Source organism: Nonomuraea sp. NEAU-A123 (assembly GCF_018603905.1).
Classification (GTDB): Bacteria; Actinomycetota; Actinomycetes; order Streptosporangiales; family Streptosporangiaceae; genus Nonomuraea.
This window is the reverse complement of the sequence record NZ_JAHFZZ010000001.1, coordinates 675,829-690,434: the sequence shown is the minus strand read 5'-3', so window position 1 is coordinate 690,434 and position 14,606 is coordinate 675,829. Positions and strand designations below refer to the sequence as shown.

Annotated in this window: 14 protein-coding genes; 9 read left to right on the top strand and 5 right to left on the bottom strand. The window is 68.2% G+C overall.

Annotated features, from left to right (window positions below; genetic code table 11):
- The first annotated feature begins 15 nt into the window (after positions 1-15).
- Together KLK06_RS03210 and KLK06_RS03205 are read left to right on the top strand one after the other, a co-directional pair.
- Complete coding sequence (locus KLK06_RS03210) at positions 16-276, top strand: hypothetical protein (protein ID WP_214633722.1); 261 nt, start codon at positions 16-18, stop codon at positions 274-276.
- A gap of 21 nt (positions 277-297) precedes the next feature.
- Positions 298-564: a hypothetical protein gene (locus KLK06_RS03205; RefSeq protein WP_214633721.1), complete on the top strand. Its 267-nt coding sequence runs from the start codon at positions 298-300 to the stop codon at positions 562-564.
- Positions 565-795: 231 nt separating this feature from the next.
- On the opposite strand, the gene KLK06_RS03200 is transcribed toward KLK06_RS03205, so the two are convergent.
- Positions 796-1,563, bottom strand: a complete 768-nt coding sequence (locus tag KLK06_RS03200) for an SDR family NAD(P)-dependent oxidoreductase (protein ID WP_250904762.1) — start codon at positions 1,561-1,563, stop codon at positions 796-798.
- Positions 1,564-1,652: 89 nt separating this feature from the next.
- The gene (locus KLK06_RS03195) at positions 1,653-2,429 is read right to left on the bottom strand and encodes an aldo/keto reductase (protein WP_214633720.1); all 777 of its coding nucleotides are present in this window, start codon (positions 2,427-2,429) and stop codon (positions 1,653-1,655) included.
- A 259-nt stretch (positions 2,430-2,688) separates the two neighbouring features.
- Here KLK06_RS03195 and trpB point away from each other — a divergent pair, with 259 nt between their 5' ends.
- The 4 genes from trpB (at position 2,689) to KLK06_RS03175 (ending at position 6,474) form a co-directional block, all read left to right on the top strand.
- Complete coding sequence (gene trpB / locus KLK06_RS03190; protein ID WP_214633719.1) at positions 2,689-3,894, top strand: tryptophan synthase subunit beta; 1,206 nt, start codon at positions 2,689-2,691, stop codon at positions 3,892-3,894.
- On the top strand, positions 3,891-4,706 hold the full coding sequence (trpA, locus tag KLK06_RS03185; protein WP_214633718.1) for a tryptophan synthase subunit alpha: 816 nt from the start codon (positions 3,891-3,893) through the stop codon (positions 4,704-4,706). Before trpB ends, trpA begins: the two co-directional genes overlap by 4 nt.
- A complete protein-coding gene (locus KLK06_RS03180) occupies positions 4,703-5,458 on the top strand; it encodes a GntR family transcriptional regulator (protein WP_214633717.1) in 756 nt (251 codons plus the stop codon). Before trpA ends, KLK06_RS03180 begins: the two co-directional genes overlap by 4 nt.
- Before the next feature lie 341 nt (positions 5,459-5,799).
- Entirely contained in the window at positions 5,800-6,474 is a 675-nt protein-coding gene (locus KLK06_RS03175; RefSeq protein WP_214633716.1) for a GNAT family N-acetyltransferase, read from the top strand.
- Between the two features lie 101 nt (positions 6,475-6,575).
- Here the strand turns inward: KLK06_RS03175 and KLK06_RS03170 are convergent, their stop codons facing one another.
- From KLK06_RS03170 to KLK06_RS03160, 3 genes are read right to left on the bottom strand one after another with little or no spacing between them, the layout of a single operon-like run.
- Complete coding sequence (locus KLK06_RS03170; protein ID WP_214633715.1) at positions 6,576-7,505, bottom strand: carbohydrate ABC transporter permease; 930 nt, start codon at positions 7,503-7,505, stop codon at positions 6,576-6,578.
- Between the two features lies 1 nt (position 7,506).
- Positions 7,507-8,388 carry a carbohydrate ABC transporter permease gene (locus tag KLK06_RS03165; RefSeq protein ID WP_214633714.1) on the bottom strand — a complete coding sequence of 294 codons (882 nt, stop codon included), beginning with the start codon at positions 8,386-8,388 and terminating at the stop codon, positions 7,507-7,509.
- Positions 8,385-9,704, bottom strand: a complete 1,320-nt coding sequence (locus tag KLK06_RS03160) for an ABC transporter substrate-binding protein (RefSeq protein ID WP_214633713.1) — start codon at positions 9,702-9,704, stop codon at positions 8,385-8,387. Before KLK06_RS03160 ends, KLK06_RS03165 begins: the two co-directional genes overlap by 4 nt.
- A gap of 237 nt (positions 9,705-9,941) precedes the next feature.
- Between KLK06_RS03160 and KLK06_RS03155 the strand changes: the two genes are divergently transcribed.
- The 3 genes from KLK06_RS03155 to KLK06_RS03145 all read left to right on the top strand — a co-directional run bounded on the left by KLK06_RS03155 (position 9,942) and on the right by KLK06_RS03145 (position 14,473).
- Complete coding sequence (locus tag KLK06_RS03155; protein WP_214633712.1) at positions 9,942-10,748, top strand: FadR/GntR family transcriptional regulator; 807 nt, start codon at positions 9,942-9,944, stop codon at positions 10,746-10,748.
- Entirely contained in the window at positions 10,745-11,794 is a 1,050-nt protein-coding gene (locus KLK06_RS03150) for an enolase C-terminal domain-like protein (protein WP_214633711.1), read from the top strand. The genes KLK06_RS03155 and KLK06_RS03150 overlap by 4 nt, the downstream gene beginning before the upstream one ends.
- A 63-nt stretch (positions 11,795-11,857) precedes the next feature.
- Complete coding sequence (locus KLK06_RS03145; protein ID WP_214633710.1) at positions 11,858-14,473, top strand: discoidin domain-containing protein; 2,616 nt, start codon at positions 11,858-11,860, stop codon at positions 14,471-14,473.
- Positions 14,474-14,606: the final 133 nt, after the last annotated feature.

The window sequence follows — 14,606 nt, the reverse complement described above, 5'->3', positions numbered from 1 at the left end:
TAGCTGCGCGGATGCGTGGCACATCCCGCTCCCGAGCTGAAATGCGGCGACGGCACCCCCAGCGACGTCGTGCTGTTCGACGATCGCGAGGCCGCGATCCACGCCCTGGCGATCGACGTCCGCGAACGCGGGCAGAAAGACCGCCTCTTGTCAGGCCAATACACGGCCCATGTCAATATTCAGCGCGCTACCTGGGAAGCCACAACCGTATGGCTCGCCGTCGCTAAAAACCATGCCGTGTTTTACCGTGCAGCTATGTGCGACCAGCCCCCCTAGGGGTTGCAGAGAAGGGTCGATATGGGAAAGAAAAAGAAGACCCCCGTAAGTCACGAGATCATCGACGGTGTAGCCGTCATTACTCATGCAGCGGTCACGGTGAAGGGGACGGCTCTCGGCACTCTCGTTGGGCATCCACTGGCCGGAGCAGCCGGAGGCGCCTACGTAGGCGATAAGGTCCGGCGGGAGATCGAGAGCCTGAAGACCCCTGAAGGCCGCGATAAGTGGGACGACCGTCTGTTCAATCTCGGCGAGGGTATGCGCAACAATCCATGTCCCGGCGCATAATCTCGGCAAAGGCCTGCGCAAGAGCCATCCCATTACTGAGTAGCGCAAAACGGGCAGTACACGACGGAGGCTCCAGCCTGTAGAGCTGGAGCCTCCGGTCGTCTGAGAGCCTCTGTTGGCGGGCGGGTCATCGAAGGCCAGTTCTACGCGGTCGCCGCGCAGCACTTTCCGACAGTTCTCCTGGTGTCGCCAGGTCTCGCCGCTCGCTCGCTCGTGTTCGTACCTACACGGCTACCAAGGCACTTCCCCGTTCTCGTCCTGAAAAGTTCCTGTCGGGCCGTCCGCGTCGAGAGTTGCCAAACGCACGACGACCCTGGCACTCGCCTCCGGCGCCCTTCCGATTCCGAACGCCGCGGTCATGTCGGTCGCGGTGGTGCCGGGCTCGACTGCGTTGAACTTGATGCCCGGCTGGGACTTGGCGTACTGGATCGTCAGCATGGTGGCTGCGGACTTCGAGGCGGAGTAGAGCGCCAACGGCAAGTTGAATTCCGGCCGGTCCGGATTGGTCACTGCCCAGAACGATCCGGCACTGCTCGAAACGGTGACCACGGTTGGGTTCGAGGATTTACGCAGGAGGGGAAGTGCCGCCTCCGTGACCCGCACGATTCCCACCGCGTTGGTGTCGAAGGCCCGAAGAGCCGTGGGGCCGTCGGTGACGCCGTCCCCGAGGATGCCTGCGTTGTTCACCAGGACGTCGAGGCGGCCCTCAGCCAAGTCGATCGCCGCCAGCGCGTTGCTCACCGATGCGTCGTCGGTCACGTCGAGCTGCACGAATCGTGCGCCAAGCGCCGCCGCGGCTTTCTCACCGCGCTCGACCGGATCGCCGAGGCCATGGGGCGCATCGAGCAATGCCGCGACGGCGGCGATCGCCTCTCCCGGCCACCAAGGCTGGCCGCCGTACGCTACGAAGCCGTCGCCATCATCGCCGCGATCAACCAGTGGCTCAACACCCTTGTGAAACGCGGCCGAGCCGCCGCTGACTTGGACGGCCCACCACATCCCAGCTCTCCAGGACCGGAGCGGTCTGCAGATAGGGCGGGTATGTGGACTCCGAGTTCACGCGGGAGAGGTTCACCCGCCGTCTTCGCTCAGCCGGCTCGGGTGAGGGTGTCGATCGCGGTGACGTCTTCAGCTGTGAGGCTGAAGCCTTGCAGGTCGAAGTTGGTGGCGATGCGTTCCCGGCGGGAGGACCTGGGCAGGATCACGATGTCGTGTTCCAGATGCCAGCGGAGGACGACCTGGGCGGGAGTGACATCGTGCCTCTGGGCGATCTCGGTGAGAACCGGGTTGTTCAGGTCGGTGTTCTTAAGGCCGCTGTAGCCCTCGACGACCACCCCTCGCTGGCGGTGCTCCTCCAGCAGGGCTGGGTCGTGCTGCGCCGGGCTCCACGGAATCTGGTTGACTGCCGGCTGCTGTCCGGTCGCCTTGGTCAGAAGGTCGATCTGTGCGGGGCTGTAGTTGCTGACACCGACGTTCCGGACCAGTCCGGCATCCTTGGCGGACAACAGTTCCTGCCACGTCGAGACGAGCTCGTCCTGGCTCGTCGGCCAGTGGATCAGCCAGAGATCCACGTAGCCGGTGTCGAGCAGCCGAAGACTCGACTCCAGAGTACGACGGGCATGCCGCGCGTCCTGCGGGCGGAGTTTGGTGGTGACGAAGACCTGCTCCCGGTCCAGGCCACTGTCTTTCACGGCTCTGCCGACGTCCGACTCGTTCTGGTACAAGGTCGCGGTGTCGACATGTCGATAACCGATCTCAAGCGCCGCACGCACCGACTCGTACGCCGTCTTGGGCGAGAGCTGCCAGGTCCCAAAACCGATCAACGGCAACGCAGTCCCACCAGGCAAGTCCACTGTCTTGGTCATGCGTAGCATTCTGCCTTGATCGACGGCCGCTCGCTGGCCACAGGCACCTGCGGCACTCTGTCAAGCTGCCGCTGCGCAAGATCGACTTGGCCGCCACTCAGCGCGGCACCCGTAACCGCACGCTCGTGCTGCGATTCGCGGCCGAAGGCCCTCCTGGCTGCCATGCCGAGCACAGGTGGTGGCGCGTCCAGGCCTCCCGTGCCACACTCACTGTTATAGAACTCTCTATAGAGTTATAGAACGACGATCGGAGCATGGCATGCGAGAAGCGTTGCCGTGGCGTGAGCCAGTCCCGCTGGACGCGACGATGGGCGAGCCCCGAGCGCGGGGCCGATTCGGCGAGTACGGCGGACGGTACGCGCCGGAGTCCCTGGTGGAGGCGTGCCGCGAGGTGGACGAGGCGTTCCGGGAGGCCTGGGCGGATCCGGGGTTCCGCGGTGCCCTGGCGAGGCTGCTCGCCGTGCATGTCGGGCGGCCGACCCCGCTCACACCGGTCCACCGGCTGTCGGAGGCGCTGGGCGTACAGCTGTATCTCAAGCGCGAGGATCTCACCCACACCGGATCCCACAAGATCAACAATGTGCTGGGCCAGGCCCTGCTGGCCATCCGGATGGGGCGGCGCAGGCTGATCGCCGAGACGGGAGCGGGCCAGCACGGGGTGGCCACCGCGACCGCCGCCGCGCTGCTCGGGCTGGAGGCCACGGTGTTCATGGGCGAGCGCGACATCGAGCGGCAGGCGCTGAACGTCTTCCGGATGCGCATGCTGGGTGCCGAGGTGGTCCCGGTGACCACGGGCAGCCGTACGCTCAAGGACGCGACCAGCGAGGCCATGCGGCACTGGGTGGGCGCGACCGGCGACTCCCACTACTGCATCGGTTCGGTCGTCGGGCCGGATCCGTACCCATGGATGGTCAGGGAGTTCCAGCGGATCATCGGCGACGAGGCCCGCGGGCAGTGCGCCGCCGAGCTGCGGACCGGCGTCCCGGACTACGTGGTCGCGTGCGTCGGCGGCGGCTCCAACGCGGCCGGCACGTTCGCCGGATTCGCCGACACCCCGGCGCGCCTGGTCGGTGTCGAGGCGGAGGGCGGCGCCGGGGCGGCCCGCGGCCGGCTCGGCGTCCTGCACGGCTGCCGCTCGCTGTTCCTGCAGGACGACGACGGGCAGATCACCCAGGCGCACTCCATCGCCGCCGGGCTCGACTACCCGGGAGTCGGCCCGGAACACGCCCACCTGCGCGACCTGGGCCGGGCCCGCTACGTCACGGTGACCGACGACGAGGCGGTCGGCGCGGCGGTACGGCTGGCGCGTACCGAAGGCATCGTCCCGGCGCTCGAATCGGCGCACGCCCTCGCCTGGGTGATCCGCGCGGCGGGCGACGGCGACCTGCCCGCAGGATCGACGGTGCTGATGACGCTGTCCGGCCGGGGCGACAAGGACGTCTCAACCCTGAAGGAGCTGCTGTGACGGACCCCACCCTGACCGCGGGCGCGGTCGAACGCCACCTACGTGCCCGCCGGGACACCGGCCGCGGCCTGCTCATGCCGTACGTCACCGCGGGGATCACGCCCGGCTGGACGGACTACCTGCGGGCGTTCGCCGCCGCCGGGGCGGACGCGATCGAGGTCGGCCTGCCCTTCTCCGACCCCACGCTGGACGGCGTCACCATCCAGCAGGCCAGCGAAACGGCACTGGCCCGGGGGGCGAGCACCCGCCGGATCCTCGCCGACCTGTCCGGCATGCCGGACCTGGGCGTGCCGCTGGTCGTCAGCACCTACTACAACCTGGTGCTGCACGACGGCCCCGAGACGTTCTGCGCCGCACTGCGCCGGGCCGGCGTCGGTGGCCTGATCGTGCCCGACCTGCCGGTGCACGAGGCGGACGAGCTGACGGACGTGGCCGCCGCCACCGGGATCGAGCTGGTCCTGCTGGCGTCGCCGGCGACGCCGCAGCCGCGGCTGGCGGAGATCTCGTGCCGCAGCCGCGGATTCGTCTACGCGGTGTCGCTGATGGGCACCACCGGTGAGCGGACCGCCCTCGCCGCTTCGGCGGCGGAGCTCACCGAGCGGATCAGGCGCGTCACCGACCGGCCGGTCTTGCTAGGATTTGGCATTTCCACCCCGGACCAGGCACGCGAAGCCCGCCGGCACGCCGACGGCGTGGTGGTCGGCGCCGCGGTCATGCGGCGGGTGCTCGACGGGGCTGGGCCGGACGACCTGCGGGCCTTCCTCGCGACTCTGCGGCAAGCCCTCGACCAGGAGTGTGACCAACCACGATGACTCCCGACGCCGGGCACGAGGCGAGATACCGCGCCATCGCCGCCGACCTCGCCGCGAAGATCCGGTCGGGACACTACGCCCCCGGTGCGGCCCTGCCGCCGCAACGGGAGCTGAGCGCCTCCTACGGGGTGACCCTCATGACGCTGCGCCAGGCGTTGCGCGAGCTCAGCGACGAGAGGCTGATCGTGCAGCAGCCCGGCAGGGGTACGTTCGTCGCCCCGCCCCACCTGGCGTACCAGCTCGACTCGCTCCGCAGCCTGGTCGACGACCTGCGTAAACAGGGCCACGACGTACGCACCGCGGTGGCCGGGCGGGCGGTGCGCCGGGCCCCCGCCCGGATCGCCGCGGAGCTGCGGCTGCGTCCCGGCGACACCGCTCTGCGGCTGGAGCGGGTCCGCGAGTTCGCGGGACGTCCCGCCGTACACCAGGTGTCCTGGGTCCGCCGGCCGGTGGCCGACCAGATCCGCGACCGCGACTTCACCGCCGTCTCCCTCTACACGGCCCTCGCCGACGCGGGAGTGACGGTCGCCCGGGCGTCCGAGGCGGTCCGGCCCGGTCTGCTCGACCCCGCCGCCGCCCGCCACCTCCACGAGCCGCAGGGCAGCCCGGTGCTCGTCAGCACCCGGATCACTTACACGCTCGACGCCACGCCCGTGGTGTCCGACCATGCCACCATCCTCGGCAGCATGATGGAGATCCGCACCGAACGCGCCGCCACCGGCCTCTCTCTCACCTGGGGCGCCACCAGCTGAGAACCTGTGTGCGGTCTATCCCACCGTGGCGACGAGCCGGTTCTTGCGGACCTTGCCCACCGCGTTCCCGGGCAACTCGCTCTCGATCGCGACGCTCACCCGGTCCGGGCATCATCCGCCGCAAGGAGCTGATCGTCCGTCTCCTTGCAGGCCGATGCGAGCTATGCGGCACACGTGGCACCATCCAGGTCCACCACGTCCGCAAACTCGCCGACCTCGGCAAACCGGGACAGCCACGCCCCGGAAGCGCCTCGGCGGTGGCGAGCTTTCCAAGCGGGCGTCGTTGGCGGCCGACTTATTCGGATGCGCGGCATCGAGGCCCCCGTCTAGGGTGCGGGACCATGTCGATGCCTTCGTCAGCCATGTCCTCCTATCCTCCGCTTCGCCTGCAGGTTCGCACCCCGCGCCTCACGTTGGCTGCGGCGACTGACGAACTCCTCGAACGCCTGGTCCCGGTGGTCCGTAAAGGAGTTGCCGTCTCTGAGCCTTGGCCGTTCGACGACCCGATGTCTCTCTACAAGGAGAACCCCGAACGTGAGTGGGCTTGGCGGCGGGCGATCTGGGCGGGCCGGGCACGGGTCAGCGAAGACTTCTGGCGGCTGTACTTCGTCGTCATTGTGGACGGTGAGCCTGTCGGGATGCAGGACCTCATTGGCACGGAATTCATGACGTTCGGCACCGTACACACCTTCTCCTGGCTGGATCCCGAAGTACGGGGCCGCGGATGGGGCAAGGAGATGCGGCAGGCCGTGCTGCACCTGGCCTTCGAGGGCTTTGGAGCACGGGAGACTGCCAGCGAGGCGTTCCACGACAACCTCGCCTCGAATCGTGTCTCACAGGCCCTGGGCTATGAGCCGAACGGCGTCACTTGGGCCACTCGACGAGGTGAAGCCGCGGCCTTAAATCGTTGGAGGCTCACGAGGGAGCGCTGGGCAGTAGCTCGCCGTGACGATATCGAACTTGTCGGCGTTGCCGAGTGTCGGCCATCGCTCGGAATCAGCGCTGCCAACGATTGATCAGCGCCTGCTTGATCGGGCGGGTCTGCGATTCCGCGCGACCCTGTTCCGAGATCGGAATCCCATTCCTGAAGCGGCCGCGGTGGCGGGGACGTGGCTGATCATCCCTTGACAGCTCCGCCGAGCTGTCCGGCCCGCAAGTACCGCTGCGCGACGAGGAAGATCACGAGGATGGGTCCGACGGTGACGAGCCCGGCGAGCGCCGCCTCCGGCTGGTGGATGGGCAGGATCGTCGCGCCGTAGGACGGATTGACGGCGGCGGTGGAGCTGATCAGCGTCTGGAGGCCGAGTTGGAGGTTGTACTTGGAGTCGTCGGCGAGCATGACGAAGGGCAAGAAGTACTGGTTCCACGCCTGCACGAAGCAGAAGAACCCGGTGAGCCCAAGGGCGGGCCGGCCCAGGGGGAGGCCGAGGGACACGAAGGCCCGCCACTCCGACGCGCCGTCCATCCGGGCGGCCTCGATGAGGCTGCGCGGAAGGTTGTCGTTGTAGTAGAGGTAGGTGAGGTAGACCCCGAAGGGGAAGAACGCGCTCGGAAGCACGACCGACCAGACGGTGTCGATCAGTTGGAGCCCGACCATCTCCAGGTAGAGGGGAAGGATCAGCGCCGCCTGAGGAATGATCATCGTCACCAGGGTGGCGTTCAACACGGCCCGGCGCCCGGGGAAGTCGTACATGGCGAGCGCGTAACCGGCGGGGACCGCCATCAACAGCGCGAGGATCACCGCGGCCACCGAGTAGCCGATCGAGTTCGCCAGCCAGTCCAGGACCAGGCCATCGCCGAAGGTCATGAGGTTGGACCAGGCGCGGCCGAGGTCGGCGACGGATCCGAACGTCAGCGACGCGCCGGCGGTGAGGCGCTCGCGCGTGTGAGTCGGCGCCAGCACGAGCCACAGCAGCGGGATGACGAACGCGGCGGCGGAGACCAGCATGACGGTCGCCCCGATGACCGCGCTCGCCCGGCGCCGCAGCGGTGGTCCGGTGCCGGCTGTCATGTCCGCCCTTGGTTCCGGCACGGAGTCGCTCGTCATGTCAGCCCTTCCTGCTGCCGGTCGCGTACAGATCGGTTCTGGCGATCACGAAGACCGCCACCAGCAGGCCCACGCCGAGCAGCATGAGTGACAGCGCGGCGGCCATGCCGAAGTTCCCGCGCTGCGTGGCGAAGAAATAGGCGAGCTGGTTCAGCGACCACGTCTCGCTCACCTGGCTGGTGAACGCCGAGCGCAGCACCTGGGGTTCGACGAAGATCTGCGTCCCGTAGGCGAAGCTGGAGATCAGCATGAGGGCGAGCTGCGGCCGGATGTGGGGCGCCTTGATGCGCATCGTCACCTGCCAGCCGTTTGCTCCGTCGACCCTCGCGGCCTCGAGGATCTCGCCGGGCACGGTGTTGAGCGCCGCGTACACCACGACGATCCAGCCGCCGGCGGTCACCATCGTGGCCATCACGGTGAGCACGACCGGTAGGCCCTGCCCGCCCAGCAGGTCGGTGCCGGAGCTGACGCCGGCGAGCCGGAGCAGCGGCGAGAACGGGCTGATTCCCGGGCTCAGCATGAACAGCCACAGCAGCGCCGCCGCCGCGCCGGTGACGGCGCCCGGCAGGTACCAGGCGAAGCGGCTCGCCGCCGAGATCCGGCCGCCGTGGTGGTGGGCCAGCAGCGACAGCCCGGTGACGAACAGCAGCATGGTCGGCAGCCACATGCCCAGGTAGGTGACGACGTTCCGCGCCGACGGCAGGAGCCGGGCGTCGGTCAGCACCGCCGCCCAGTTCTCCAGCCCGGCGAAGGCCGCGTCGGGGGTCTCGAACGAGATACCCACGGCGTAGACGGCGGGCACCACGCCGAACATGAGGAGGAACACCAGATACGGCGCGAGGAACAGGTACGGCGCGACGTGCCGCCTCCGTGGTTCGGTCACGGGGTCACCGTGTAGCCCGCGTCCTTGGCCGCCTGGGTCAGTTGCTCGCCGAACTTCGGCATCAGGTCGGCGAGCTTGCCTTTGTCCTGGATGCCCTTGGCGACCGTCTCGTTGTAGCCGTTGATGACTGTCGCCGCGTACCGGGTGTATTTCCAGTTCTCGCGGATGAGGTCAGCCTGCGCCTTGAACACCGGAGAGGGGTCCTCGGCGTAGTAGGAGTCATTCGCCTTGCCGGCCATCCATGCCTGCGCCGCCGGACGGTAGGCAGGGTAGGTGGGTTGCTTGCTCTGCAGACCGATGTCGGTGGTGAGCCAGGTGATGAGGTCGGCGGCACCCTGCGGGTTGGCGGCGTGCCTGCTCATGGCCCATACCCCGCCGCCCACCGCGCCGGAGTAGCCGATGCTCTCGCCCTCCCAGGTGGGCATCGGGGCCGCCGCGAGCTGGCCTGGCGGTGTCTTGTAGGTGGGCTTGAACGCGAAGTCGCCCGCCCACGACGCGAACGGAAGCATGAGGATCTTCCGCTGGGTTCCGAGGGCGACGAAGGCGGGGTCGAACTCATCGAGCCGCGAGACCGACCCGTTGTCCAGCATCGGCTGGAGCAGCTCGTCGACGCGCGTGCACTCCACCGCAGCGGGATTGATCCGGACAGTGGTGTCCGACTTGACGTCGGTCAGCGGGCATCCGCTCGACTGGTAGTAGGTGAACAGCATGCCGTGGGCGCCGAGCGCTCCGACGACGTAGCCCGGGTGTTCGGCGGCCACCTTCGCGCCGAGTTCCTGGTACTCCTTCCAGGTCTTCGGGACGGTGTACCCGAACTGCTTCATGAGGCCCTTGTCGTACCAGAGCACCGTCTGGGCGATGTCGTTCTGCAGGCAGTAGAGATGATCCGCGATGGTGCAGTTGCCGACGGAGCTCTTCGCGAACGCGTCGACGACGTCCTGCTTCACCCGGCCGTCGAGGGGGGCCGCCCATTCGTACGGCTTCGCCTGCAACGTCGCGAGGTTCTCCCCGGTGAACACGACGTCGGGCCAGCCCTGTCCCGCACGGTTGGCGAGCTGGACCTTCGTCTCGATGTAGCCGGACTCGTTCGGGATGGTGACCAGATCGATCTTCGCCGCCGGGTGCGACTTCCGGTACTCCTGGACCATCGGGACGCGAGTGGCGTCCGCCCACACCACGATCTTGGCGTTGGGGTCGGCGGCGGGTTGCTTGTCGGCACTCCGGCCGCCGCCGCAGGCGGTCAGCGAGAGAAGTGCGGCGAGGGTGGCGCCTGTCGCGGTGATCACTGCGACACGACCGCCTGGTCGACTGCTCATGGGGACCCCTTCGTTCGGGTGAGGACGCAGCCGTCCGATGAAGTATCAGATCTATTTGGCTAACCAACACGATCTGTGGCTGTTGGAGCGTAAGTATTTGAGCCAAAGGCCGGGATGTCAACGCTCTGTTCCCCAGATAGATCTGATCTATTTTCAATCCACGCTCGATGTGGCATGCTTCTCGCCAGTTAGAACCGGATGCTTCGCCCGGCGCCGAAGAACACCAGAGAGGGTCACATGAGCCCACGCGCCGCCCCCGACGAGGGGGCCTCCCCGTCCGAACCCGCTCCCGAACCCGCTCGTGCGGCCACGAGCTACCGCCCCGGCTACGAGCTGGTGGCCGAACGGCTGCTGGTCTACATCGCCGAGCGAAAGCTGCAACCGGGTGACCGGCTTCCGACCGAGCAACAGCTCGCGGAGATCTTCCAGTCAGGCCGGACGGTGACCCGCGAGGCCATCAAGGTCCTGGCGGCGGTAGGGCGGATCACGGTGCGCAAGGGCGCGGGCATCTTCGTCGCCGTTCCCTCCAACGCCGTGGCCGAAGAACAGGTGGCCTACTTCCAGCCCACCAACCTTGAGCACGTGCTCATGATGTTCGATCATCGCCGGCTCATCGAGGCCGAGACGGCGCGCAGGGCTGCCACCCTGGCCACCCCCTTGCAGGTGCGCGCGATCCGTGAGGCGGCTGAGCAGTCGCTCGTCGCGGCGCCGGGATCCGACCACCGCGAGTTCGCGCGCTTCGACCGGCTCTTCCACGACGCCGTCGCGTCCGCCTCCGGCAACGTGTTCCTGCAGGCCTCGGTGACGACCCTGCGCGATTTCGCCCAGCAGTCGGACCTGCTGCTGTTCCGTGGCGAGCTTCCGGGATCGCTCACGGTCGCCGCGCGCGAGCACCTCGCGGTCGCGGAGGCTGTCGCCGCGGGAGAGCCCGAGGAGGCCTCCGCCGCCATGATCGCGCATATCGACACGACCCAGGCCCAGTTCGAGCGCAGGATCAGAGATCGGCTGCTCAACGTCGTCGACGACCCGAAGGAGCGCTCTTGAGCGGAACGACGATCCAGGACGTCTGGGTCGATCAGGTGCGACTGCCCGCCCAGCAGCCGTTCCGCTGGCGTGACGGTCTGCCCGGATCCGAGCCGGAGCGCACCGGCGGCGTCCTGAGGGTCCGTACCGAGGACGGTGTGGTGGGCAGCGCGCCGACACCTCGCGGCGTCATCGCCGCCGACCTCGTCGAGCGCCGGGTCCGTGACGAGCTGATCGGCCAGGACGCGCTGCGCCGCGAATGGCTGTGGCACCGCATGTGGGAGCTCGACCGCATCGAGGAGTTCCCGCTCTACTTCCTCGGCCTGGTGGACGTCGCGCTGTGGGACATCGCCGGCCGGCTCTCGGGGCTGCCCGTGCACGGACTTCTCGGCAACTTCCGGGATGCCATCCCGGCCTACGCGTCGACCGTGACCTACTCCTCGATCGAGGAGTACCTCGATATCGCCGACCAGTGCGTCGAGCGGGGCTTCGGCGCTATCAAGCTGCACGCCTGGGGCGACGGCCGCCGTGACGCCGAACTGGCCCGCCGGCTGCGCGAGCACGTCGGGGACGGCTTCCCGCTGATGTACGACGGCTCCGCCGGGTTCGACCTCGCCGACGCGATCCACCTCGGGCGGGCGCTCTCCGACCTCGACTTCCTGTGGTACGAGGAGCCGATGCGGGAGTTCAACATCACGAGCCACCGCTGGCTGGCCGAGCGGGTGTCGGTGCCACTGCTGGTCGGGGAGACGAGCGACGGCTCCCACATGAACATCGCCGACTTCATCAGCGCCGGCACCGCCACGCACGTACGCACCTCGGCCATCTTCAAGGGCGGCGTCACCGGAGCCATGCGCATCGCCCATCTCGCCGAGAGCTTCGGGCTCCGCGCCGAGGTTCACGGCATGGGGCTCGTCAACCAGCACCTGTGCATGGCCATTCCCAACACGACCTACTACGAGGCGCTGGTCTGGGGAAACCCGATCAGCACCGATGACTCCGTCGGCGCCGACGGCATGGTCCGCGCCGGCGCCGCCCCGGGTTTCGGCGATCTCGACCGCGTCTGAACGCACCCGCCTCACCTGATCGCGCTCCCACACCCCCCACCAGTTCTCCCTGGAGCGAGCCCGATGGTCCTTCCGCCACGCCTCCTTCGCCGTTCGATACTGCTGCTCAGCTCGATGTTCGTCCCCTTCGTAGTGATTCCGCACGTCGCCTCCCCGGCCACGGCCGACGTGGGCACGAACTTCTACGTCTCCCCTCGTGGTGACGACTCCGCTCCGGGAACCCGCGGCCGGCCGTTCAAGACCCTGGAACGAGCCCGCGACGCCGTACGCAAGGTCAACGCACAAATGCGCAAGGACGTCATCGTCAACATCGACGACGGCACGTACGTCCTCGACAAGCCCCTCGACCTCACCGCCGCCGACTCCGGCGCCAACGACCACGAGGTGATCTGGCGCGCGATTCCCGGCCGCCATCCCGTGATCAGCGGCGGCCGTGCCGTCACCGGCTGGACGCTGCAGGACGCGGGCAAGAACATCTACCGCGCCGCAGCAGGCGACCTCGACACGCGGCAGCTGTACGTCGACGGAAAGCGAGCCACCAGGGCACGCACGCCGGACGATCCGGTGACGTTCTCCAAGACCGCCACCGGATTCACCGTGTCCGACCCGGCGATGGCGGGCTGGAAAAACCAGTCCGACATCGAGGTCGTCGCCCGCATCGGCTGGAAACTGCTCCGCTGCCCGGTCGCGTCGATCGCCGGGACGGCCGTCACCGTACAGGAACCGTGCTGGCACAACGCCAACCTGCACACCGGGCTCGGCATGGAGAGGCCGACCTGGTTCGAGAACGCCTACGAACTGCTCGACCAGCCGGGCGAGTGGTACCTCGACAAGAGCGCGGGCGCGCTGTACTACATCCCGCTGCCCGGTCAGGACCCCCGGACCGCCGACGTGGTGGCGGGAGATCTGGAAGCCCTGATCAAGGGCACCGGTACGGTCAGCCGGCCGACCCATGACATCCGATTCGAGGGACTGACCTTCTCGCATGCCACCTGGCTGGCGCCGAACTCCGACGAGGGCTACGCCGACGTCCAGGCCGGTTTCCACATCGTCGGCAGCGGTAACCCCACCTTCGACTCGACCCGCGATTCGTGGGCCAAGACCCCCGCGGCGGTGACGTTCGCCAACGACCGCGACATCACCTTCCATCGGAACGTCTTCACCCACCTTGGCGCCGCCGCGCTGAACTTCGACACCGGCAGCAAGGGCGCCACGATCACGGGCAACCGGTTCCAGGACGTCTCCTCCGCCGGAATCCAGGTCGGTGGCATCGCCGTGGTCGACCACCACCCGGACGACCCCCGGCTGGTGACCGAGGACAACACCGTGTCCAACAATGTGCTCACGGACGTGGGCGCCGAACACGCCGACGCGGTCGGCATCTTCATCGGTTACACGACCAGGACCTCCGCCACCCACAACGTGCTGTACGCGCTCCCGTACAGCGCGATCTCCGTCGGCTGGGGATTCGGGCTGACCGACCCGGGCGGCAACCCTGCCTATGACGGCAATCTGGGCACCCCGATCTACGACACTCCGACGACGAGCATGGGCAACACCATCCAGGCGAACCTGATCCACGACGTGATGACCCGAATGGCCGACGGCGGCGGGATCTACCACCTCGGCGCCGACCCCGGAACGGTGATCTCGGGCAACTACATCCGCAGCCTCGGACCGGACGGCTACGGTCCGGTGTACCTCGACGAGGGCAGCCGCTATGTGAAGGTCACCGAGAACGCCCTGTGCGACCTCGACGTCAGATGGCTCCTGATCAACGGGGGCGCAGCCCGGCACAACAAGGCTGAATACAACTTCACCGACAATCCCGCGACCGCGCTGCAGGGCAGCCCCAACAACGTCCTCGCCAACAACGTCACGGTGCCCGGCTGCGAGGCGCTCCCGGCGTCGGTGACCGCCGCCGCCGGGCTCGAACCGGCCTACCGTGACCTCGACCCGGCGCAGCCGGCCGGTGACCGAAACTCCCCGACCGCGCCCACCGACCTCCAGGCGTCCGCCGCACTGCCCACGGTCGCCGACCTGAGCTGGACCGCCTCACGAGACGACACCGCGGTGACCGGCTACGAGATCTACCGCGACGGCCGACTCGTCAGCGCCACGGCAACGCCTTCCGTACGCATCGGCGGACTGACCGCCGGTGACACCTACCCGTTCACCGTGCGGGCCCGCGACGCGGCCGGCAACCTGTCGGCGGAGAGCGCCTCGGTGTCGGTGACGACGCCGAACAGCGTCAACCTCGCGCTGGGGAAGACCGCCACCGCCTCGTCCATGTACTCGGCCGATTACACCCCGGCCATGGCCTTCGACGGCTCCATGTCGAGCCGGTGGGCCCAGGGAGCCGGCCTGCCCGACCCGTCCTGGCTCCAGGTCGACCTCGGATCGGTACGGAAGATCACCGGCGTCGTGACGACCTTCGAGAAGCCGTCCGGCTACAAGTACAAGATCGAGTACTCGGCGGACCCGGCCGACACCACCGATCCGAGCGGCTGGACCACCCTGGAGGACCACACGGTCGCCCCGACCACGACCCAGACCACCTACTCCCTGCCCCCGAGCGCGGTGACCGCCCGCTATGTCCGCATCACGATCAACAACTCGAGCTCCTCGGGTGGCAGCATCTACGAACTCGGCGTCTACGGCACTCCGGCCGCCGGCTGAAGCGGATCGGCTGATCTGGGCCATCCGACCCCGACCTCGAAGCCGCCCGCACCGTCTACGCCTGGCTGCACCGCACTAGCACCACCCGCTTCACCGTCCGCGAAGCCTTCACCGCCCTACCGCGCAACCGCTT